The organism is Rhizorhabdus sp. GW822-FHT03C02, from assembly GCF_058801765.1.
This window is the reverse complement of sequence record NZ_JBXANN010000018.1, coordinates 23,216-40,562: the sequence shown is the minus strand read 5'-3', so window position 1 is coordinate 40,562 and position 17,347 is coordinate 23,216. Positions and strand designations below refer to the sequence as shown.

The window sequence follows — 17,347 nt, the reverse complement described above, 5'->3', positions numbered from 1 at the left end:
GGTGCCAAAAAATGACGCGATACGTTTCTCCCGTTTACGGCCGGTGTCGATCTTGCTAACAAGATGTTAGCGGAATCAGAATTGGGGTTCTGGTCTGACCAAAAAGCCGGTTCGGCATAATCGAAGCTGGCCGCTACGGAGGGGATGAAGGATGAATCAGCGTATAATCTCTCGGCTGCTCGTGTCTGCGAGCAGTGTCGTGCTGTCAGCTCCGACGTGGGCGGCATTGCCGGTCGAGCCGGCTGCTGCCGAGACCATGGCGTCGGACGAGATCATCGTGACCGCGCGCCGACGCGAAGAGAGTCTCCAGGATGTCCCGCTGACCGTCAACGCGGTCAAGGCGGAGGAGCTGGCCAAACTCAACATCCGGCGCTTCGAGGATATCGCCACGATCGTTCCCGGCCTGACCATGCAGAATAACGCCAATGGCATCGGCGCAACCGCGTCGGTCCGCGGCGTGAACTACGACGTCAATGCCTCGGGCAACAATGGCACAATCGAGTTTTACTACAACGATGCGCCGATCTCGGCAGGCAATCTGTTCCAAGCCATGTTCGACGTCGCCCAGGTCGAGTTGCTGCGCGGACCCCAGGGAACGCTGCGCGGACGCGCCTCGCCATCGGGATCGATGACGGTCACCACCCATCGCCCGGACCTGCAGGATATCGGCGGCTATGTGACGGCCACCGGCACCACGATCGGCGGTATCAACGCCAATGGCGCGATCGGACTGCCGCTGGTGAAGGACGTGCTGGCGATCCGGATTGCAGGCATCGTCGACGAGAATGAGGGCAACAGAATCCACAGCGTTAACAATGGTGTGAATCCCTATTCGCGCACCAAGGGGGGCCGCGTCACCGGCCGTTTCGAGCCGACCGACAATCTTGCCTTCGACGCCGGTTATCAGCGCCTGATTCAGAATATCCAGGGGTTTGACCAGGTCGAATCGGCACAGGTGACTTTGCCGACAGCGCCCGCCAGTCCGGTCTTCATCGAAGGCGGCGATCGACTGGCGGTCGAAGACGCGCCGCGGCGTGTGCGTCAGGAGTTCACGAACATCAACCTGCGCGCCGAATGGCGGTTCGCGGGGCAGCGGCTCAACTATGTCGGCCAGCGCAACATCCAGCAGTTCGACGCCGCTACGCCGACCGACATCGGAGATTTTTTCGGTCCGGCCTTCCCGGCCTTCCTTCAGGGTTATGGCCAGCAAACGCACAGCAAGTCGAAAAGCTGGGCCCATGAGGTCCGGCTTTCTTCCGAAGAACAGCTGTTCGATATGCTCGACTATATTGTCGGCGCCTTCACCCAGAAGCTCAATGCGCCGACCAGTCTGACCGCGCCCACTCCGGTGTTGTTCGGTCTACCATCACCGACGGTCGCCGGGATCATAAACCAGACGCCGATTACGCGAACGGGCGGTGCCAAGGAAAAGTCGGCATTCGCCAATCTCACTCTGCATCTCGGCGAAGCAACCGAACTGTCCGGCGGTCTCCGCTATATTGATTACCGGGCGACGGGAGCCTTGAGCGTGTCGGGTACCGTCCTGGCGCTCGCGGCAGAAGACACCAACGAGCATGCCCTGATATATACCGCGTCGGCCAAACACCGCTTCAGCGACGATGTCATGCTATATGCCAATGTCGGGAGCTCATGGCGTCCTCCCGTGTCGGCGACGGGCGACTTCAGCCTGTCGCGCACGGTGCGCGAGAACAGTTTCGTCAATTTGCCGCCCGAGAAGTCGACTTCCTACGAAATCGGCATGAAGTCCAGTTTCCTGGATAAGCGGGTTCGCCTCAACGTCGCCGCCTATCATCAGGATTACAAGAACTATCCCTATCGATCGTCATCTGGAATATTTTTCATCAACACGACCGCCAATACGACCACCACTCCCATCAGTCTGGTGCAGACGATCAGCAACTTCAACTTTGTCGCGGCGGTGCCGGTCAAGGTTAACGGTGTCGAGGCCGAGGCGTCCTTCAAGGTCATGGACCGCTGGGACATCGGTCTCAACGGCAACTTCGCCAAGAGCAAGATCAAGAACGGCGTAGTCCCCTGCAACGACTATTTCCCCACGGACGGCAAGCCTGATGGTGTGTCGGCTGTGCCGACGGTCGCGCAGATACAGTCGGCAACCGGCGGCGACACGATCGCGGCTTGCGCGGTCAGCCTGCGCGCATCGCTGGCGCCGCCTTGGAGTGCGACGATGACGTCCGAATATTCAATGCCGATCACCGATCGCGTCGATGCTTATCTACGTGGGCTGCTGTCCTATTATGGCAAGTCGCAGAATGACCCGACCAATGCCGTCGACGATGTGAAGGCCTATGCACTGTTCAATCTCTATGCGGGGATCCGGGATCCGAAGGGGGCCTGGGAAGTGTCCTTCTTCGGCAAAAACATCACCAAGGCCGAACGGGTGCTCAGCCGGGCGAGCACGGCGGCTCCGGTGTCCTATAATGTCGGGCGATCTGGTCTGACGGGCACCTCAACCTATCGCGCGATCTCCTACACGGCGCCGCGCGAATTCGGGCTTTCAATGCGCTATCAGTTCGGCGCCCGCTGAGTGCGAAGGCGGCGCGGTTGCCGCCGCCTTCCAGTCCTCCAGAGGCGATGGAACGATTGTGACGATCTGGCCTGAATCCGGAGAGCCGATCGACGCTGCAGCGGCGGGGCGCCGCCGCAGGGGGCCTAGCCATCATGGATATGATCTTGTTGCGGCACCAAGAGGATTGATCATGGAAACGACCCGACGCGAAACGCTGCTCGCCGGTCTCGCCGCCGCGAGCCTCACCACCGAGGCGCTCGGCGCCGCACCCGCCAGGCGGGCATCGACAGGCCAGGGCTGGGGCAGGGGCATCGAGGGGCAGCGCCGCGCCGATCTCGGCAACGGCACCTACCGCAATCCGGTGCTCGCCGGCGACCATCCCGATCCGAGCATCCTCAAGGACGGCGCGACCTATTACCAGGTGTCGTCGTCGTTCGTCTATTATCCGGGGCTGGTGATCTGGCGGTCGGACGACCTGATCAACTGGCTGCCGGTCGGCCCGGCGCTGCGCGAGCCGGTCGGTTCGGTCTACGCGCCCGATCTCGTCAAGCATGACGGGCGCTTCTACATCTATTTCCCGGCGCGCGCGGTGCCGCAGATGCCGGCCCCCGCGGGCGCGCCGCCGCGCCGGCCGATGACCAACTATGTCATCCATGCCGACCGGATCGAGGGGCCGTGGAGCGATCCGATCGATCTGGGCATCTACACCGCGATCGATCCGGGCCATGCGGTCGGCGAGGACGGCAAGCGCTATCTCTATGTCAGCGACGGCACGCTGGTCCCGTTAAGCGACGACGGCCTACACCGCAGCGGCCCCGACGAACGGCTCTATCAGGGCTGGCCCTATCCGGCGGACTGGCCGGTCGAGGGCTTCGCGCTCGAAGGGCCCAAGCTGCTGCGCCGTGACGGCTGGTTCTACCTCTTCTCGGCCGAAGGCGGCACCGCCGGTCCGCCGACCAGCCATATGGTGATCGTCGCGCGTTCGCGATCGATCCGCGGACCCTGGGAGAATTGCCCGCATAACCCGATCGTCCACACCGCGTCGATCGACGAGCCATGGTGGTCGCGCGGCCATGGCACCGCGGTCGAGGGGCCGACGGGGGACTGGTGGCTGCTCTATCATGGCTATGAGAAGGGCTATCGCTCGCTCGGCCGGCAGGCGTTGCTCGAACCGATGCGCTGGACCGCCGACGGCTGGCCGCAGGCGACCGGCGGCGACCTCGCCCGTCCGCTGCGCGCCCCGCGCCGCGGCAGCGCGGCGGCGCACGGCGTCGCGCTGTCGGGGCCGATCGCCGAGGACGCACTGGGCGCGCGGCTGGCCTTCTTCCGCCCCGGCCCGAATTATCGCGATCGCATCGCTTTCGAAGACGGCACGTTGGTCCTCGCCGGACAGGGCAAGGACCCCGGCGATGCCTCGCCGCTGCTGATGGTCGCTGGCGATCGCAGCTATGAGGTGACGCTCGAGCTCGAACTTCTCGGCGCGGCAACGGCCGGCCTGGTCGCCTTCTACAACGAGAAATTCTTCTGCGGGATCGGTTCGGATCCGCGCATCTTCCACGCCTATAATCTCGGCGCGGAGAATGGGTTCGAGGCCCGCACGCCGGCGGTCGGCACGCGCTTCCACCTGCGGCTGGTCAATGAGAACCAGATCGCTCGTTTCTATTATAGCGTCGACGGCAAGAAATGGGTGCTGCACCGGTCCTATGAGGTTGCCGGCTACAACCACAATGTCGCTGGCGGCTATCTGAGCCTGCGTCCCGGTATTTTCGTCGCTGGCAAGGGAAGCGCCCGCGTGCGCGCGCTCACTTATGCCGCGCGTTGACCAATCTGAAACCGTGGGATCGAGGGCGCGCGAAACCTCTTCGTTCGTTGGAAGGGTCCCTGGCCCCGAGAGGGAATCCAAATGATGGAGTTCCGAAAAAAATGCGTCGAACGGCCAATGGCATGTGGTTCCGAACACACGGGCGCGTCGTTCGAACCGGTCCATTTCGGCAACGAGCCACGGACCAAAGCAGGTCCCGATGAAGCACGTCGTTTCGCCGGGCGCTTTCCAAAGATCCGCTCGGTCGCCGAACGCGCGGTCGCTACCGCCGGAGGACGGGCATAGCATGGCCGACCGTCCTCCCATCGACCGTCGCACCCTGCTCTTCGCGGCCGGCACCGGGCTCGCCATGGCCGCGACCACCGCGCCCGCGCATGGTAAGGCAGCGTCGACGGGACCGATGGCGCCATTGCCCGAGTCCTGGAACGACGCTGAAAGCCTGCCGCTATGGACCGATACGCTCCCCGGCGGCGGCAGCTTCGCTCCCGCCACCTTTCCGTCCGGTTTGCCCGCCAGCTTTCTGCACGGTATCGCCCGGCCCGAACTGAAGATCTTCCGCCCGCGCAATCCGAATGGCCGGGCATTGCTCGTCATTCCCGGCGGGGGCTACGCGATCCTCTCGGTTCGCAACGAAGGACTCGAGATCGCCGAGCGGATGACCGCGGCCGGCTATGCGGTGTTCGTTCTGCTCTACCGGCTGCCAGGTGAAGGATGGGGCGACCGCGCCGATGTGCCGCTGCTGGATGCCCAGCGGGCGATGCGGTTGATCCGCAGCCAGGCCGCGCGTCGCGGCTATGATCCCGACGGGATCGCCGCGATCGGGTTTTCAGCTGGCGGCCATCTGTGCGCGTCGCTGGCGACGGGCTTCGCCGAGCCCCTTCGCGCGCCTCGCGATGCGGTCGACGCGCTCACCGCGCGACCGGCGGCTGCAGGGCTGATCTATCCGGTTATTACCCTCGCGCCTCCATTTGCGCATCCCGGGTCGGCCAAAATGCTGCTCGGCCCCGGCGCGGGTGCAGTACAAATTGCGCGCGGCTCGCCCGAACAGCATGTCATGCCAGACACGCCGCCCATGTTCCTCGCCCATGCGATCGACGACCGGACCGTGCCGATGCGCAATAGCGTGCTGATGCTAGAAGCGATGACCGCGGCGAAACGCCCGGTCGAGGCGCATTTCTTCGCCGGAGGCGGGCATGGCTTCGGCCTGGGAAGCCGCGGCTCGCGGGCCAGCGAATGGCCTGCTCTGTTCCTGGGCTGGCTGGACGCGATCATCCGCGACTGAAGCCGGTGTGGCCTTTTCGACGATCATCATCCGCCAGCAGACAATATCGGGGAGTGAATGTGACAGATCTCAAAGCGACGGCGACGCGCCGCGAACTCCTGCTCGGTGCCGCCGCCGGGGCATCGATCTTGCTGGACCAGCCAGCGCGTGGCGCCAAGCCCGTTGGCGGGATGACGGCTAAAGCCTTTCCAAAGGGATTTCGCTGGGGTTGTGCGACTGCGGCGCACCAGATCGAGGGCGGCAACACCAACTCGGACCTTTGGTTTCTCGAAAATCTGAAGCCTACGACCTATACCGAGCGTTCAGGCGACGCCTGCGACAGCTATCATCGCTACGGCGAGGATATCGCGTTGCTCTCGAAACTGGGTTTCAACAGCTACCGCTTCTCGATCGAGTGGTCGCGGATCGAGCCGTCACGCGGATTTTTCTCCAACGCGGCTCTCGATTATTATAAGCGGGTGCTCGCGACCTGCCGGGCGCATGGCATAGCTCCGGCAGTGACATTCTTTCATGGATCGGCGCCGCTCTGGTTCGCAGAAGCCGGCGGCTGGACCAATCCGGACGCGCCCGCCCTGTTCGCGCGCTTTTGCGATAAAGCGACCCGTGTTCTGGGCGGCGATATGGATCTTGCCTTCACCATCAACGAACCACAGGTCAATCAGGTCTTTCGCGCGATCCCCGGAGCAGCGGCCTATTTCCGTAAGCAGGACGAGGCCGAGATGGCAATGCGCGACGCCGCGGCCAAGGCGCTCGATGCGCCGGCCTTCGCGTCGAGTGGCTATCCCGATTTCGCGCGCACGACCCCGAACCTGATTGCAGCCCACGAACAGGCGGTCGCGGCGATCAAGGCGGTGCGAGCCAATCTGCCCGTCGGTGTCACCCTGTCGGTCACCGACTTTCAGCCGGGCAATGAGGACAGTCCCTATCTGGAAGTGCGACAGACCGCCTATGGTGCCTGGATCGAATCGATCAGAAGAGCGGGCGATTTGACCGGCGTGCAAAGCTATCGACAGGTTCGCATTCCCGGCAAAGGGAAAGCGATTCCCCCATTGTCACCGAGTCCGTTCGTCAAGCCGAGCGACGCGGTCGGAGCGATGAGCCGACCCGAGGCCGTCGAGAACACGCTCGAATATATCTACCGCGCGACCGGCAAGCCGGTGGTGATGAGCGAAAACGGTCTCGAGACCGAAAATGACGAATATCGCATCTGGTTCATCGATCATGCGATCAGGAGCCTACATAACGCCATCGCCAAGGGCATTCCGGTTCTCGGTTACTACCATTGGTCGCTCCTCGATAATTATGAGTGGAACAGAGGATACGAACCCAAATTCGGGCTCGTTGCCGTCGACCGGGAGACATTCAAGCGCACGGCGAAGAAAAGCGCCGCTCATCTCGGTCGCATCGCTCGTGCCAATGCGGTGATTTGAGACAGGCAGAGTTCGGCCGGAAGGCGCTGTCGAGGCAAACGTGATCGCGTCGATAGCGCCCTCCGGCCCGTTCGAGGTTGCCACGGCCGGACGAGCGCGGGTGCTCGGTAGGATGGCGTCCATCGATGCTATCGTCTCATCTTGCGTGGCCGACGGTAGATTCAGAAACCGTGATCAAGGACGGCCTGTGAATAGGTCCAGGCCAAGCGCAGGCCCCGTCAGACCCCGCGGTCCTCGATGATGAAATCGGCCGCGCGCAGACCTATCACCATGGCCGGACCGTTGGTGTTTCCCGAGACCAGGGTGGGCATGATCGAGGTGTCCGCGACCCTGAGACCTTCGACACCCCGGACCCGCAATCGCGGGTCAACGACGGCGGCCGCATCTGCGCCCATGCGCGCGGTGCCGGCCGAGTGAAAGCATGGACCTCCTAGTTCCATTGCGTGCGCCAAAATCTCATCGTCTGTCGCAACGAGACCAGCGGGATGAATTTCGTCGATGACCCACTTCGCAAGAGCGGGCTGGCGCGACAGCCGGCGCAGCCAGTGAAAGGCCGCGATGAATTTCTTCCGGTCAATCTCGGCGGATAAATGGTTCACATTGACGTAAAGCGGGGCGTCCGGGTCACTGGATTGAATTCGTACTTCGCCCTGACTTTCGGGCCGGGTGTAATAAGCCAGAAGGGTGATGCCCTCGCAGGGATCGAGCGCCACCGCATTGCCCGTGCCGGTATCGCCGGCCGAGACGGTCATCAGACCGAATTGCAGATCGGCATGGTCGAGGTCCGGCTCCGATTTCGCGAAGCCGCCGACTTCGTGCGCCGCATGACTCATCGGCCCTTTGCGGCCGAACAGATAGCGCAGCATCGTCCAGACCACTCGCAGGCCGCTGAACTGTGAGTTCTGGCTTCCTGCTCGCACCTGAAGGCGCAAATCGACGTGACGATGCTCGCGAAGATTCCGGCCGACCCCAGGAGCATCTACGATCGGTTCGATCCCTAGCGGCTTCAGAATCTCCGCCGGGCCGATGCCTGACAACTGCAGCAGCTTCGGTGTCTGGAAGGCCCCTGCGGACAGGATGATTTCCTGGCGGGCGCGATAGACCGCATGGCCGGCGCGATTTCGAACTCTCACCGAGCGCGCTCGCTTACCTTCGAACTCGATCTTCAGCGCATCGGTGTCGGTAAGGATGGTAAGATTTTCTCGGGCGCCTGCCGTCGCGAGAAATGCGCGCGCAGCGCTGTATCGCTTGCCGCGCCATCGGGTGGTCGGCTGATATCCCAGACCTCCGTCCTTGACCACATCGACACTGTTGACATCGGCCACTCTCTGGACGCCCATCTCTGCGCCCGCCTCCAGGATCGCCTCGAACATCGGATCGCCTTTGGCATGGGTGGTGATCCGCAACGGCCCGCCGGTGCCGCGCCACTCTCCCTCGCCCTGATCGTGGTCTTCCAGTGCCACGAATTTTGGACCGATGTCCTTCCAGCCCCAGCCTGCGCAGCCCATCGCTTCCCAACCGTCATAATCCATCGGCGCGCCGCGCATGTAGATCATGCCGTTGACGGAACTGGAACCGCCCAGCGTCTTGCCCCTGAACCAACGCTCGCTGGGGCCGTTTCCGCCCGTCTGAACCTGATAGTTCCAGATCACCTTACTGGCAGGATTGGAGATCACGCCGATACCGCGCGGCATATGGATGAAGATGTTTCGGTCGGCTGGACCACTCTCGATGAGTAGCACCGTTATCCCGGGATCGGCGGAAAGTCGTTCGACCAATGCGCAGCCTGCCGAGCCTGCACCAACAACGATATAATCATATTCCTGCTGCACCCGCGATCGCTCCCCCATCATGCTGCCTGAGATCCGCTCCAGCTTGTTCGTCGGTTTAGTAGCGACGGTCAGGGTTTGTCCATATGGTCGTACTCGTGCGCTTCAATCGTTAGCTGCCCGATCGAACACCGATCAAGTTGACCGTCGCGTTGATGCCGGGCCTGTATGATGCATTGCGCCGCTACGATGCCGCCTACGAGATCGCCTTTGGCGGGACGGAGACGATCGCAGATCTCGTTCCCGCGATGTGGGCCGCGTTTCTCGAAAGTGATCATGCATTCGCCAAGACCAGAAGCCGTCGGTGCTTGATGGTGGTGGCAATGTCGACGGGACCGCGGGAGGTATCGGCCGCAAATGCGAATCAGCTTTGAAGCGATTTTTGCGATGCTCAGAACGCCGCCCGCTCCGTGGCCGACTTTGCTCTATATGCCGATCACGTTCTGATCGTGATCATGAGTCGGCGAACTTCGGTGTGCTGCCCTCATCCGTCACGGGATGACCATCATCGCACGGCCAAAATCTCTTGGAACTGGCCGGTCGATTGCTTCCTTCGCCGGCTTGTCGATCAGAGTTGGGGATCGAGCGATGTTGATCCGATGATCCTTTGAAATTCCTCCAGTATCTCGGGGTGGCGTTGGCGCAGATAGCTTTCGATATGGCGATTGCCGACCAGCCTCGCGAGATAGCGCGAGGCGACGACCAGGTGCAGGACGTCGTCTCCGAAGCTGTCCTCGATTCTTTTGACGTCTCGGGTCAGCGATTCCATCTCGCGCTCCATCCGTCCCATCTGTTCTGCCGTCAGCCCCTTGACCCGTTTGGGCCGGTCGGGCTTGGCGAGATCGTCACGCTGGGTGGCGGCGAGCAACGCCTTGGCATAGTTTTGGGAGTAATTGCGGACCGCGGTCATCAGTTCCGCGACCTCGATCTGGCGGAGCGGCTTGAGTTTCTTGAGAATTTCGAAAGTTGCCGGGTCGATTCGTTGATTTTTGAGCAGTTCGACGACCTCGGGGCATATGCCATCGAGCAGGGTGCGGCGTCGGGCGATCAGCTTGGTATCGACGCCGAGCGCGCGCGCGATCTTATCCGGCGAGACGCCGCGATCGATCGCGCGCTGGATCATGAAATGCTCTTGGATCGTCGCGAGGCGATTGACGCGCTTATTATAGGTGAACGCCTCATCGTCGTCGGCGACGATGCACGGAATATTCTCGATGGCCAGTTCGAGAGAGGCAAAATAGCGCAGATGCCCATCGACCAGCAGGAACCGGCTGTCATCCTTGAGGCGGGCCACGGCGAGCGGCTCGATGACGCCGATTTCGGTGATCGAGGCTGCCATGCGCTGATATTTGACTGATTTTGAAATGCGTGGCGTGAGCTGTCTGAGAGGCAGGATATCGGCCAGGGAAAGGCTGACTATCTCACGATCGAACGCGATATGGACGGTGACGGCCATGGTCAGCCGGCGGCAATGCCCAACCGCTCGGCGAGCGGCATCGGCAGGTCCATCATCGCCTCGGCGCGCAGCAGGGTCGTGAAGTGATCTTCGGCGAGCAGTCGCTTGAGGGCGTTGACGATGAACAGCAACCGGGTCTCGGTCAGTTCCGCCCGCTTCACCAGCACACGCTGCCGCTCGGTTTCCTTCTGATAGGCCTGGACCAAGGTTGCCGCCGTCGGACGCGACGACCGCTCACCCACCGCGGCGTCGCGGATGCTCTTGCCGGTGAGGTTGCGTCGGGCGACAATCTGGCGGATCGCAAGCACCTGGGTGCCAGGCAACAACTTCTGCTCATAGGCGTCGGTCAGCGCGGCCTGGATCTGATGATCATCGGCGCGCGCGATCTCGATCGCGATCGAATGGGGGACGATTCCGCGTTCGACCGCGGAAAGCAGCCGCTCCTCGCCATGGTCGAGCAGGAAGCTGATCGCCCAGATATATTCGGGGCTAAAACCGGTTTTGCGGGCGATCTCAGCACCGCTATAACCGCGTTCGCGAAGCGATCCGATCTCCTGCATCAACTCGAGGGGGCGCGGCGTTCGCCTTGAGATATTCTCGACGAGGCTCATCACATAGGATTCCTCGTGCGAGCTGCCTCGCACGATCGCGGGAATGGTCGATTGGCCGAGTTCGAGAAAAGCTTCGATGCGGCCTTGCCCATAGATGAGCATATAGCCGCCCTCGGCCTTCCGGCTCACCGTGATCGGCTTTTTCAGGCCGACGGTGGCGATGCTGCCGAGCACCTCTTCGAACGCCTTGCGGTTGCGCGAGCGGGGATTGATGATCTCGATATCGGCGATCTCGATCATCTCGATCGGGGGCGGGGCGTCTGTCATTGCATGAGCAACGGGCGGCGGCGGGAGAGCATCAGCAGCGCGTCGAGGTTGTCGCGTCGGTGGAGATCCAGCATCGGCGCATTGCGCTCACGCAGGCAAAGCCGCTTCGGCGCCCCGATCAAAAGCGACGGAAGGAGATAATAGTCCATCGGCTCGCCGTTGCGCCGGTCCATTCGCGCCACCACGAAGATGTCGGGCGTCGGTTCGGCCGACAGACGCAGCGGCCAATACCGGATCCCAGCCGTCGTGGTGCGGCAGCGGGCCACGCGGGTCGCCATCGACAGTTCGCCATTGAGGATCACCAGGTCGGAGCTTGCGTCCCGTCGCGCGCCGCCACCGATCGCCTCGATCCGCACGATGAGCTCATCGGCGATGCGAGCCTGAAGCTCGCGCGCTGCGCGCACCGTGTCGAAATAACCATAGTCGGTGTCGGTCCGATAGCCGATGAGCGCATAGGCGACGCGCATCGACCCGAACCGGTAGCGGTAGAAATTGCTCGAGGGCGTCTCGCAGTCCTTGTCGATGAGGTCCGTTGACAAGCGACCCTGGCGCGCCAGCAGCGCCTTGAGCTTGTCCAGGGCCCGGTCGTTGCTGAGCCGGTTCGTCAGTGCAGCCATGATTTGCGCGGCGCCTTCGAACTGCGCGCGGTCAACGATGGGTTCGAAGGAGCCGTCGGCACGCACCCACATTTCTTGGGGATTTCGGACGACCTTCTGCTTTAGCTTGGCCGAATGGCGGTTGAAGATGTTGTTGCCGATATATTTCTCGGCGGTCAGCACGCTGTGAATGCCTTGGTGGTTCCACCGCTTGCCCAAATCGTTCGGCACGCCCTCGGCATTGAGGATATTGGCGATTTCACGTTTCGAGCGCCGTTCGTCGACGAACATGCCGAATATTCGACGGATGGTCGCGACTTCGTCGGGCGGACCGGGGACCAGGATAACGCGATCCGTCTGGATACTTTTCAGCTGCCCCCTCGCCAGCAATTCTTTCGGCTGGCGCTTCAGGTCGATCAACTGCCGGCGCAGGCCGACCCCGGCCGATCCTCCCTGACGAAAGCCCATGGCGCTGAGTCGGCTCTGGCCGATGAAGACTTTGGTCGACAATTCCCGGCTGAACTCGCCAGCCATCGCCCTCTTCATCGTTTTCATGAGCGTCGCGCTTATGCTGCCGTCATTCTCGAACGGCTCGGCGCAATAGTGGATCGTGATACCGGCCTCGCGGCACACGAACTCATAATAGGCGCTCTCGTCAGCATCCTGAAAGCGGCCCCAGCGGCTGACGTCATAGACGAGGATGGCCTCGAACGCTGCCGCGCCCGACTGAACATCGCTGAGCAGCTGTCTAAGCGCCACCCGGCCTGCGAGGTTGAGGCCGCTTCGCCCCCCATCGGTATAGGTGGTGACGATTTCGAAACCGCGACGTGCGGCGTAGGTCGCTATCGCGTCGGTTTGGTTACGCGTCGAATATTGCTGATGGTCAGTCGACATGCGGACATATTGGGCGGCTCGGATTGGCATTGCCGCCAGTTCCGCAGCTTGGGCCTGTGCGCCCAATATTATTTTCGCAGCCACCAAGGGGGGCCTCCCGTCTGAGCCGTTATCGTTCTTGACCAGTAGAGAAGCGAGGGAGGCGATGTCATTGCCGGTGAAGGATCGAAATTTTCGGCCGGAAAACTCAAAGGAATTTCCGGAGCCGGTCGCGGTCGAGCGGCCTCGGCCGTTCGCCGTGGCCGTTGCCGAGGCGCTCCATCGTGAATTCGGTGCGGTCGCGAGCCGCGTGAAGACCGTCGCTCGACTGACCGGTGCCAATCAGAACACGGTGAAAAACTGGTTCGACGGCAAAAATGGGCCGAGCGGAGAAAATCTGGTGGTGCTGATGCGCCATTCGGACATTCTGTTCGAAGCGGTGCTCGAGCAGACGGGCCGCGGCGAATTGATGGCGGCGGTGACCCTGGCTGCCGCTCGCACGAAACTCGCAGAAATGCTGGAGGTGCTTGATCGACCTGCTCCCAGTGGCGGCGCATCTGACAGCCGGCGCACCTGAAGACAGCATCTCCAATGTGCCAGGCCCCTGTCCGTTCGACCGCAAGGATGATCCGTCGCTCCCGGAGGTCATCTGCCTACGAAGCTTGATGATCGAAAAGCCGACGTAGTCGGGCACGAAGGCGCAGATCGAAACGATCGGACAGCATGCCGCATAAGCCCGTTATCGTCGCGACGATGCCGATCGCGAGCCAGGGTGAATATGGTCGCGGGTCGAATGCGATGAACTTGGCCGTCCTGAATATCATCGCCAGGACAGGCTCGTGGACGATGTAGAGCGCGTATGACATCGCCCCGAGCCAGCTGTAGGGCGTCGTGAAAGTTGGGGCGAGGGAAGCGCCGGCGACGATCAGTATCGGGAAAAGGACCAGGATCGCGGCGCCCTCGAACAGCGTAGCATTGCGGACGTGAGCGCCGAGAATGATCGCCAGCAATATTGGGATGAGCGGTGCCCAGCGGCTGGGCAGACGATAGTCCGGGGCAAAGCGGAAAAGCAGGGTGCCCACGATGAAGCCGAACAGCGCCCGGATCAGTCCGACCCAGGCGAGCGGCCAGTCGGCACCGCCGTGAATGGTGTGGCGGATCGCAAGCACCGCGATAACGCCTGCCGCCGCGATTCCCGCGAGCGCCACATGGATCGCGAGAGTGAGGCGTGGTCGGAACACGACATAGAGCCCGTTCACGATCAACTCGAAGAAGATCGACCAGCCCGGGGAGTTCAACGGGGTCATGCTTGTGCTGCGCCACCAGATCGGGGCTGGAAGCATCGCTATTGCGGCGATGCTGGCGATGATCAGGCTTGGCCAATCGAAAACATGTCCGAACCCTGAAGCCAACGTCGCGGCCGCGCCGGCAAAGCCGATCAGCGCGCCGATCAGATAGAATGGATATAGACGAAGAATGCGCCTGAGCACGAAGCTGCGAAAGCCTAGTTGGGCGATGCGATGATCATAAGCATGCGCAATGACGAAGCCGCTGAGCATGAAGAACATGTCGACCGCCAGGTAGAAATGGGGGAAGAGCGATAGCCCCCATTCGGACCCCATATGACCGTCGACCACGGCGATCGCCGCAACTCCGCGCATGCCGTCGAGCGTGTGGTAACGTCGCGCCCGCTTCCCGGGCTGCACGTCAGCCTCAAAATTTCCGGCATGTTTCATGTTGGGACGAACGCAAAAAGAAAGCCGGTGGTTCGCTTACATAGGATGATGATGGCACTCCCCCGATTGCCACGTCTTCAATAGTGTATATCTCGCCACAAAATACAATAATAGCCGTTATTTGCGGTCGAATGGATCAATTGAATGCCGTGGTGCCGCTACGGAGGGGTGATCGTCCGAAAACTTACTGCGGCCGCAACTGCGCGAGATTTTGCTAGAAGTTAGCTCCGATCACTGCTGCGTGCCGAATCGTCTGCGTTACCGACAAGCCCCGCCGCATTCGGTTCGCCTGGCCGTCAGCGTCGAAAGGCGATGCGCGTCGGTCGACGGCCGGAGATGGACCGCAATAGATCCCGCGGCGACATTCGGCTTCCATGGTCGATTATGCGGACCATTCAAAATGGGATGGCCCCCGGAGGCGCGGCATGCTTGTTGACGGCATGGACAGAGCATCATCCCCGACCGTGGCCTATGATCGCCAGACCGGACGAAATGACGGCATCGATCTCGTGCGTCTGGTCATGGCGTTTGCCGTGGTCCTGCTCCACGCACTGCCTGCGCCGGTCGACACGCCCGGCGGAGCTCCCTGGGTTATCCTCGTGGCGACCGCATGTCGCTCCGCGGTTCCCTTCTTTTTCGTGGCTGCCGGATATTTCATGCGTCAGGAGACATCGCTGCGGTGGAGCCTGTTCAAACGCCCGCTGTTGCGGCTGGTGCCGGTCTATATCGCCTGGCTCGCGCTCTATCATGGGTTCAACATCTTATCGACGTCGCAGTCTCTCGATGGTCGATGGCACGATCTGCTGTGGGGCGGCATCGCGTTTCATCTCTGGTTTGTGCCGGCGCTTGCCGCCGCAATGATCGTCGTCGGCGCCGGGCTTGCAACGGTTGGACGACGCCTGACCGGACTGTGCTGCCTCGTGCTCGCCTGCGCCGCGCTCGCGATGGGAGGTTATCACCTGCTTTTCGGCTTGCACGAGAAGGCGATCACCGCAGGATTTCTTGCCGCGCCGCTGTTGGTGTTCGCCGGTACCGCGCTGCGCGCTGCCGGCGTGGGTGAGCGGCGCCTGCTATTCCGCCCGGCGATCGCGCTGTTCGTCGTTCTCTTGACGATGTCCTGGCTCATCGTCGAAGAGCTGTTCATCGCAAAACTGACCACCGGTGGTGTCATGGCGAGCCACTATATGCTCGTCATGACTTTCCTCTTGGGAATCGCCGTCTTCATATGCGCCTGTTCGCTGCGTGATCTGGGCCCGGGGATGCGTCGGCTCGCGGCCGTCGGGCGGGTGAGCCTCGGCATTTACGCGTCGCATCTCGGTTTCATCTGGATCGTACGGTCGCGGGTGCACGGGGCCGATTTCTGGGCGACATTCGCCGTTGCGGCGTTCGCCTTCCTGCTCGCGGCTGCGACCAGCCTTATCATCCTTCGCATTCCCTATCTCAGGGCTCTCGTCAGTTGAGCGAACGGACGGCTCTGTTGCCAGGCGCAGGACCGAGTTCGAGAGAATGTCGTCCGTTATCGACGCGCGACCGCATCTGTCTTCAGGCCTCGTTGGGATACCCGCCATTGATCTGGGTTATGCGCGGTAAATCATGACCTCGACGTCGTGCGACCGGCCGTTGTCCTAGCCCCTACGGACGGGCGCCCCGGTCAGCCGGTCGAACGCGGCCGCGATCGCCAGCACCAGCGCCGGGTAGAGCAGGCTGAGATTGCGCATCTCGCCCGGAAAGGCGAACAGCAGCAGCAGCGGCACGTTGATCAGCGCGGCCAGCAGGATGTGGAGCAGCAACGGCCGCGCGATCCGCCCGCGCGCCAGCCAGGCGATCATCGCCACCGCGCCGGCGCTGACGATGCTGTAGCCGGCGAACAGCGGCACCGTATAGCTCACCTCGAGCTCGAGCAGCCGCAGCGGATTGGCGTAGAAGGCGAGATTGTCGGCGAGGTGGTTTTCGACGCTGCCCCCGGCATTGGCGGCATAGCGAGCCTTGATCGCCAGATAGACCCCGCCGCTGCCCGCCAGCGCCAGCAGCCAGACGATCAGTCCGGCCAGGTCGCGGCGGTGGCGGATCACCAGCGGCGCGGTCGCCAGGATGAAGAACAGGAAGGATTCCTTGTTGAACGCGCCGAGCAGCGCGATCGGCAGGCAGGCCCAGCGCCACCGCGGCCCGGCGAGCGCCGCGACCAGGAAGGCGAAGCAGAACAGGATCTCGGGAAAGTCGTAGAGATAGCCGCCCTTGGTCATCAGCACCGGCAGCGCCAGCGCGAACAGGATCGGCGCGACCGTCGCGCCCGCCGCCGACAGCCCGGCCTGCCGACACAGCCCGCGCATCGCGAACAGCGCCGCGAACAGGGCGGCATAGCCGGCGAGGAACATCAGATAATAACGCAGCGCGTAGGCGGGATCGCTGGCGGTGCCGTCGCGCATATGCATCTTCGTCTGGCCCGGCGCATCGGCGCGCGGCTGCACCAGCACTGCGGTGACCCGTGCGCGCAGCGCCGGCGGCATCGCGCGCGCGGTCTCGTTGGCGAAGGTCGGGATCAGCTGGCGATAGACGAACGGACGGGCGGCGGTGCCGTCGAGCATCGTCCGTGCGTCGAAGCGCGGATAGCTCTCGCGCAGCTGCCATTTCTCGTAAAAGCCGCCATAGGCGGCGGCGGCGGCCAGCGCATAGGCGACGATCAGCAGGCACAGTCCCATGACGCGGTCGCCTAAAGCGACGCGTCCCCGCGATCCGGCCCGTGCCATGCTACGCCTTTCCCCGATCGATCTCCGCCCCGAAGGCGTCAGCTCGCTGTGTAGACGGCAGCGGCGGCGTTCGTCCATTGGTGGGAGGCATCGGGCTGGAACGGGCCTCGAAAGGAGCGTCGCTCGCGGAGGGCATCCGCGACTCACGCG

General features: G+C 62.7%; 13 protein-coding genes. 7 read left to right on the top strand and 6 right to left on the bottom strand.

The features are described from left to right. Positions 1-151: 151 nt before the first annotated feature. The 4 genes from AC1RM6_RS28165 to AC1RM6_RS28150 all read left to right on the top strand — a co-directional run bounded on the left by AC1RM6_RS28165 (position 152) and on the right by AC1RM6_RS28150 (position 7,082). Positions 152-2,566, top strand: a complete 2,415-nt coding sequence (locus tag AC1RM6_RS28165; RefSeq protein ID WP_493107548.1) for a TonB-dependent receptor — start codon at positions 152-154, stop codon at positions 2,564-2,566. A 172-nt stretch (positions 2,567-2,738) separates the two neighbouring features. After that, positions 2,739-4,370, top strand: a complete 1,632-nt coding sequence (locus tag AC1RM6_RS28160) for a family 43 glycosylhydrolase (protein WP_493107546.1) — start codon at positions 2,739-2,741, stop codon at positions 4,368-4,370. A gap of 286 nt (positions 4,371-4,656) precedes the next feature. Continuing rightward, complete coding sequence (locus AC1RM6_RS28155) at positions 4,657-5,652, top strand: alpha/beta hydrolase (RefSeq protein WP_493107544.1); 996 nt, start codon at positions 4,657-4,659, stop codon at positions 5,650-5,652. Positions 5,653-5,711: 59 nt separating this feature from the next. Next, positions 5,712-7,082 (top strand): glycoside hydrolase family 1 protein, encoded by a 1,371-nt coding sequence (locus tag AC1RM6_RS28150; RefSeq protein WP_493107542.1) that lies wholly within the window; start codon positions 5,712-5,714, stop codon positions 7,080-7,082. Positions 7,083-7,300: 218 nt separating this feature from the next. Here AC1RM6_RS28150 and AC1RM6_RS28145 read toward each other — a convergent pair whose 3' ends face one another. Continuing rightward, positions 7,301-8,914, bottom strand: coding sequence for a GMC family oxidoreductase (locus AC1RM6_RS28145; protein ID WP_493107540.1), 1,614 nt, complete (start codon positions 8,912-8,914; stop codon positions 7,301-7,303). A 113-nt stretch (positions 8,915-9,027) separates the two neighbouring features. Between AC1RM6_RS28145 and AC1RM6_RS28140 the strand changes: the two genes are divergently transcribed. Then, on the top strand, positions 9,028-9,285 hold the full coding sequence (locus AC1RM6_RS28140) for a DUF2274 domain-containing protein (RefSeq protein ID WP_493107661.1): 258 nt from the start codon (positions 9,028-9,030) through the stop codon (positions 9,283-9,285). Positions 9,286-9,479: 194 nt separating this feature from the next. Here AC1RM6_RS28140 and AC1RM6_RS28135 read toward each other — a convergent pair whose 3' ends face one another. Genes AC1RM6_RS28135 through AC1RM6_RS28125 form a run of 3 tightly spaced genes read right to left on the bottom strand, consistent with a single transcriptional unit; the run spans position 9,480 to position 12,819 of the window. Then, entirely contained in the window at positions 9,480-10,367 is an 888-nt protein-coding gene (locus tag AC1RM6_RS28135) for a plasmid partitioning protein RepB C-terminal domain-containing protein (protein WP_493107537.1), read from the bottom strand. A 2-nt stretch (positions 10,368-10,369) separates the two neighbouring features. Beyond that, positions 10,370-11,245: a ParB/RepB/Spo0J family partition protein gene (locus AC1RM6_RS28130; RefSeq protein WP_493107535.1), complete on the bottom strand. Its 876-nt coding sequence runs from the start codon at positions 11,243-11,245 to the stop codon at positions 10,370-10,372. Then, the gene (locus tag AC1RM6_RS28125) at positions 11,242-12,819 is read right to left on the bottom strand and encodes a recombinase family protein (protein WP_493107659.1); all 1,578 of its coding nucleotides are present in this window, start codon (positions 12,817-12,819) and stop codon (positions 11,242-11,244) included. The genes AC1RM6_RS28130 and AC1RM6_RS28125 overlap by 4 nt, the downstream gene beginning before the upstream one ends. 61 nt (positions 12,820-12,880) lie before the next feature. Between AC1RM6_RS28125 and AC1RM6_RS28120 the strand changes: the two genes are divergently transcribed. Next, positions 12,881-13,291, top strand: coding sequence for a hypothetical protein (locus tag AC1RM6_RS28120; RefSeq protein ID WP_493107533.1), 411 nt, complete (start codon positions 12,881-12,883; stop codon positions 13,289-13,291). A 76-nt stretch (positions 13,292-13,367) separates the two neighbouring features. On the opposite strand, the gene AC1RM6_RS28115 is transcribed toward AC1RM6_RS28120, so the two are convergent. Further along, on the bottom strand, positions 13,368-14,450 hold the full coding sequence (locus AC1RM6_RS28115) for an acyltransferase family protein (RefSeq protein ID WP_493107531.1): 1,083 nt from the start codon (positions 14,448-14,450) through the stop codon (positions 13,368-13,370). Between the two features lie 425 nt (positions 14,451-14,875). Between AC1RM6_RS28115 and AC1RM6_RS28110 the strand changes: the two genes are divergently transcribed. Continuing rightward, positions 14,876-15,910, top strand: a complete 1,035-nt coding sequence (locus AC1RM6_RS28110; protein ID WP_493107529.1) for an acyltransferase — start codon at positions 14,876-14,878, stop codon at positions 15,908-15,910. Positions 15,911-16,075: 165 nt separating this feature from the next. On the opposite strand, the gene AC1RM6_RS28105 is transcribed toward AC1RM6_RS28110, so the two are convergent. Next, complete coding sequence (locus AC1RM6_RS28105) at positions 16,076-17,149, bottom strand: hypothetical protein (RefSeq protein ID WP_493107527.1); 1,074 nt, start codon at positions 17,147-17,149, stop codon at positions 16,076-16,078. Positions 17,150-17,347: the final 198 nt, after the last annotated feature.